Source organism: Pseudolysinimonas sp., assembly GCF_044239695.1.
GTDB lineage: Bacteria > Actinomycetota > Actinomycetes > Actinomycetales > Microbacteriaceae > Pseudolysinimonas_A.
Genome location: NZ_JBIIAW010000149.1, coordinates 1 through 5,380, shown reverse-complemented (window position 1 = coordinate 5,380; position 5,380 = coordinate 1). Strand labels below are relative to the sequence as shown.

General features: G+C 70.4%; 6 protein-coding genes. 1 reads left to right on the top strand and 5 read right to left on the bottom strand.

The window, feature by feature from the left end; all coding sequences use genetic code 11:
* The 5 genes from ACILQS_RS15325 to zapE form a co-directional block, all read right to left on the bottom strand.
* A partial coding sequence (locus ACILQS_RS15325) for a nuclease-related domain-containing protein (protein WP_395640991.1) occupies positions 1-300 on the bottom strand: 300 nt, incomplete at its 3' end.
* 9 nt (positions 301-309) lie between these two features.
* Positions 310-1,053 (bottom strand): YqjF family protein, encoded by a 744-nt coding sequence (locus ACILQS_RS15320; protein ID WP_395640990.1) that lies wholly within the window; start codon positions 1,051-1,053, stop codon positions 310-312.
* Positions 1,050-2,087: a hypothetical protein gene (locus tag ACILQS_RS15315; protein ID WP_395640989.1), complete on the bottom strand. Its 1,038-nt coding sequence runs from the start codon at positions 2,085-2,087 to the stop codon at positions 1,050-1,052. Before ACILQS_RS15315 ends, ACILQS_RS15320 begins: the two co-directional genes overlap by 4 nt.
* Positions 2,088-2,160: 73 nt before the next feature.
* Positions 2,161-3,450 (bottom strand): ammonium transporter, encoded by a 1,290-nt coding sequence (locus ACILQS_RS15310; protein ID WP_395640988.1) that lies wholly within the window; start codon positions 3,448-3,450, stop codon positions 2,161-2,163.
* A 266-nt stretch (positions 3,451-3,716) separates the two neighbouring features.
* Positions 3,717-4,727: a cell division protein ZapE gene (gene zapE, locus ACILQS_RS15305; protein WP_395640987.1), complete on the bottom strand. Its 1,011-nt coding sequence runs from the start codon at positions 4,725-4,727 to the stop codon at positions 3,717-3,719.
* Between the two features lie 117 nt (positions 4,728-4,844).
* On the opposite strand from zapE, the gene ACILQS_RS15300 reads away from it, so the two are divergent.
* Positions 4,845-5,380: sulfurtransferase (locus tag ACILQS_RS15300; protein ID WP_395640986.1), on the top strand; the 536-nt coding region annotated here is incomplete at its 3' end.

Below are 5,380 nucleotides of genomic sequence, written 5' to 3'. Positions count from 1 at the left end.
GAAGAGCCGACGCGGGGTGGGATCGGCGCCGCCGAAGGTGTCGACCCGGGGCCGCCCGCGATAGTTCTTCGCGTCGATGACGAGCACCCCGGCGGAGGTCACCGCGAGGTGGTCGATGTTGGCGTCGGAGTCCGGGATGCGGCGGTCGTGGATCGCACGCACGCCGCTCTCGGCGAGCAGCCGCCCGACGATCCCCTCGCCGACGGCGCCCGCGCGCCAGGCGGCGGCCTCACCGGTTCCGGAGCGCCGCAGGCTCTCGCGATGCGCCGAGGCGCCGGCGAATCCGCGATCGCTGAGCATGCCGGCAGGCTAGTCGCGACCCCCGACCGGGCCTCGACCGGGTCCGCCGAACCGCGTGACGACGCCGGGCGAGAACAGCACCGAGTCGGGCGCGCGATCCGTCACCCCGGGCAGCCCCGCGGCCGCCACCAGCTCGTCGTCGAGCTCGAGCAGTTCCGCCCGGTGCACCGGCCAAGGCTCATGCTCGTTCGGCAGGAACCGCGTGCGACCGCCGCGGGAGGTGAACATCCCCCAGCGCGCCGTGAGGAAGTCGGCGAGCGGGTCGGCCTCCATCCGCTCCCCCGGTCGCGCCGTGACCCGACTCGCCGGGCCGCCGCCGTGGCGTCGCGAGCAGTAGCGGATGACGTCGCCCTCGTGCGTGAGCGACGTGCGCGCCCACTGGTACGGCAGGCCGAACACCGCCCGCGCAGCGAGCACGGCGGCGAGTCGCGACGCCTCGAGCGACCGGAACACGACGCCCCGGCGTCCCGAGTCGTCGACCCCGTAGAGGCGCACGTTGACCTCGACGAACGCTCCGACATAGGGCACCGGCGGACTGCCGAACAGCGTCGCCTGGTCGAGCAGGAACGGGATGAGCCCCACCCAGGTGGCCCCGTCGTGCTCGTCGGGCCGAACGCCGGGGGGAAGCAGGGGCGCGACGATCGCCGGATCCACCCGCCAGTGCAGGAAGGTCAGGTCGCTCCAGCGCTGGCTCGCGATCGCACGACCGGCCAGCGGCGGTGCCGTGCGGCTGATGGGCTCGGGTGACGTCATCCGGCCTCCTCCGCCCCCTCTCGACGAGCCTGGTGCCGCCGCAGCAGCACCCACACCGGCGCCGACACCAGCGCCGCGCCGACCGCGACGCCGAAGAACGCCACGAGCGGCGGCGCGAGCACCCCGACCTGCGCGCTGAACAGGATGCCGACGGTATCACCCGAGATCGGCGGCGCGAGGAACCCGACCGCCGTCGCCCCGAGCAGGGTGAGCCCCCAGCGCGGCGCGGTGCCGCCCGCCGCGATCGGCCGTGACGCATGGATGAGGGCCGCGACGATGCCGGCCAGCGCTCCGACTACCGCCGACCACGGAAACGAGACGATGACGGCGCCCGAGGCCGTCGCCGCGATCCCGGCGAAGAATCCGAACCCGAGGGAGCGGATGGCGGGGCGCCCGATCGCCTTGGCCTTGTCGACCAGGAACCAGCCGAGCGCGCCCGCCGCCGGTCCGACGACGCCGGCGAGCAGGATGCGCGGGATGTAGGCATCCGGTGCCGCTTCCAGGCTGGTCAACCAGATCGCGAACGCGAACCAGAAGCCGAGCACGCCGGCGATCGCCTCACTACCCCGCACCGGCGACACCGGGACCGCGCCCGGGGGCGACCAGGCGAGCAGCACGTAGGCGGACGCGGAGACGAACAGCGGCAGGGCGCCGCCGAAGTCCTCGAAGCCGCAGCCCGTGAAGCGACACGGCGCGGTCACGATCAGCGGGATGAGCGCGGCCCCCGGGAACACGACGAGCCCCCAGCCGAGCATCAGCACCCAGCGCGCGAGACGGTCGGCGCCCGACGCGATGGCGGCGGCTTCGAGCAGCACGAGCACCGGGAGCGTGAACGCCGAAAGGGCGAGCAGATAGTCGAGGCGAGCCGCCCCGGTGAGCAGACCGAGGATGCTCGTCACCGACGTCGTGAGCACCGCCGCGACGAGCGCGGGCCACACCATCCGCCCGCCGAACACCGGTCGCACGAGCTGGAAGATCGCGAGCGTCGCCAACGCGCCGGCCGCGAACGAGATCGCGACGAAGAGCGGGGTCATGACGCAAAGGTACGGGGCGCCGCTCCCGAAGGAACGGCGCCCCGCGCGGACATGTCCGCGGACCTAGCTGGTCTTACTTGGCGTCGAGGACGTAGCCCTCTTCGCCGTGCACGACCAGGTCCACACCGGCGACCTCGTCCTCGTTCTTGACGCGGAAGCCGATCGTCTTCTCGATGATGAAACCGATAACGAAGGCGAGCACGAACGAGTAGACCAGCACCGCACCGGCAGCGATCGCCTGGGCGCCGAGCTGCGCGAACGAGCCGCTCTCGAGGAGGCCGGTGCCCGTGGCGAAGAAGCCCAGGAACAGGGTGCCGACGAGACCACCGACGAGGTGGATGCCCACCACGTCGAGCGAGTCGTCGAAGCCGAGCTTGAACTTCAGCTCCACCGCGAGGGCGCAGATGACACCGGCGAGGATGCCGAGCACGATGGCCCAGCCCGGGGTCAGGCTCGCGCACGCCGGCGTGATCGCGACGAGACCGGCGACGGCACCCGAGGCGGCGCCGACGGAGGTCGACTTGCCGTCCTTGATCTTCTCGACGATGATCCAGGCCAACAGCGCGGCGGCCGGGGCGACGATCGTGTTGATGAAGGCGAGCGACGCGTAGCCATCGGCGGCGAGCTCCGATCCGGCGTTGAAGCCGAACCAGCCGAACCACAGCAGGCCCGCGCCGAGGAGCACGAAGGGCGGGTTGTGCGGCGTGTGCGCACCCTTCGCGAAGCCGACGCGACGGCCGAGGACCAGGGCGAGGGCGAGGGCCGCCGCACCGGCGTTGATGTGCACCGCGGTACCACCGGCGAAGTCGATCGCGCCGACGCCGAGGACGTCCTCGAGACCGTTGGTGATCCATCCGCCGTAGCTGAAGATGCCGTTGCCGGCCTCATCGGCGCCGAGGCCGAAGTTGAAGACCCACGAGGCGACCGGGAAGTAGACGACCGTCGCCCAGATACCGGCGAAGATCATCCACGAGCCGAACTTGGCCCGGTCGGCGATGGCGCCCGAGATGAGCGCGACCGTGATGATCGCGAACGTGGCCTGGAAGGCGACGAAGGCGAGCGTCGGGTACGCCCCGGCGGGTCCGGTGACGACGGCGTCGTCGGTGGCCGCGTTGAGCAGGATGTTCGCGGGGTCGAAGAGCCACGGCAGCGAAGCCGTGCCCTCGATCGTCGGGAAGGCGATCGCGTAGCCGTAGATCACCCACAGGACGCCGATCAGGCCGATCGCGCCGAAGCTCATCATCATCATGCTGATGACACTCTTCGCCTTCACGAGACCGCCGTAGAAGAACGCGAGTCCCGGGGTCATCAGAAGGACGAGAGCGGCGGCGAGCAGAAGGAAGGCCGTGTTGCCTTGATCCATGTCAAACCTCTCTAGGAATTTGCAGAAGTCGCACCGTTGGACGTCGCGCTCGGAGAGGGGACTTGCAACCTCGGGTACGGGGGCCAGTCTGTCGGCGGGACGTTACCGGGGCACTGTGTAGATGTTTCGCGAACGTTACACACGGCACGAGCGTGTAAACATCGTGTTTCGCAGGCCATCCGATTCGCTGCGAAATCGTGCTACGGACGCAGGAAAAGTGCGCGGTGCGCAACGGAACCCCGCTGCGCGTCGCCGAGGGTGCCCGACTACTCCGCGGAACCGGCCGTCAGGGCGATGAGACGCGAGATCGCGCGGAGGTACTTCTTGCGGTAACCGCCGGCCAGCATGTCGTCACCGAACACCTGGTCGAGGGGGACCCCCGTGGCGAGCACGCGCACCTGTCGGTCGTACAACCGGTCCACCGCGGCGACGAAGCGCAGGGCATCCGTCTGGTTCTGCAGGACGTGCACGCCGCGCAGCCCGACCGCGGAGAGGCCGCCGACGAGCTTCACGTACCGCGACGGGTGCACGGTCGCGAGATGACGCAGCACCGCGTCGAAGTCGTCGATCGTCACCTCGCCGGAGAGGGCTGCCGCGGCCGCGTCGAGCGCGGCGTCGTCGGCGAGGGCGACGGCGTGGCCCTCGGCGTCGCGGCGGCGGTAGTCGAGGCCGTCGATGCGGAGGATGTCGAACCGGGCCGACAGCGCGTGGATCTCCCGCAGGAAGTCCTGCGCGGCGAACCGCCCCTCACCGAGCGCGTTCGGCGGGGTGTTGGAGGTGGCCGCGATCCGCGTGCCCTTCTCCGCCAGTTCGCCGAGCAGCCGGGTCATCATCATCGTGTCGCCCGGGTCGTCGAGCTCGAACTCGTCGATCGCGAGGAAGCTCGAGCCGGTCAGCAGCTTGACCGTCGCCTGGTAGCCGAGCGCGCCGACGAGGGCGGTGTACTCGATGAAGGTGCCGAAGTACGTGCGGCCCGGCGCGAGCTTCCACAGCGCCGCGAGCAGATGCGTCTTGCCGACGCCGAAGCCGCCGTCGAGGTAGAGACCGGGCTTGAGCTCGGGCGCCTTCTTCTTGAACAGTCCCCCGCCGCCGCCCTTCCAGGCCGCGGCGAAGGCCCGCACCCGCTCGACGGCCTCGGCCTGCGACGGGTAGTCGGGGTCGGGACGGTAGTTCTCGAGGGTGGCGTCGTCGAACTGCGGCGGCGGCGTGAGCGAGGCGGCGATCTCGTCACCGGTCATGGTGGGCGCACGGTCGAGGAGCGACGCGATGGAGGCCATGGAAACCCTTGCTGGAGACGGTGACGTGTGTCGAACTCTTACGGCACGTCTGCGGACCCGGGAGCGACTGCCTAACCTGAGAGGCAACGCTTTGAATTCTACGTGCAGGAGCATCCGATGACCGTCGAGACCGACGCCTCCCCCGCCTTCGCCGGCTACGCCCACCCCGAGCGCCTCGTGAGCACCGAGTGGCTCGCCCAGCACCTCGGTGCCCCGGGCCTCGTCGTCGTCGAATCCGACGAGGACGTGCTGCTCTACGAGACCGGCCACATCGAGGGGGCCGTCAAGATCGACTGGCACACCGACCTCAACGATCCGCTCGTGCGCGACTACCTCGACGGCGCCGGCTTCGCGAAGCTCCTGTCGAGCAAGGGCATCAGCCGCGACTCGACGGTCGTCATCTACGGCGACAAGAACAACTGGTGGGCCGCCTACGCCCTCTGGGTGTTCTCGCTCTTCGGCCACGAGGATGTGCGCCTGCTGGATGGCGGCCGCGCGAAGTGGGAAGCCGAAGGCCGCCCCTACGTGACCGCGACCTCCACGCCCGCTCCCGCCGACTACCCCGTCGTCGAGCGCGACGACACGCGACTGCGCGCCTTCAAGGAGGACGTGCTCGCCCATCTCGGCAACCCGCTGATCGACGTGCGCTCCCC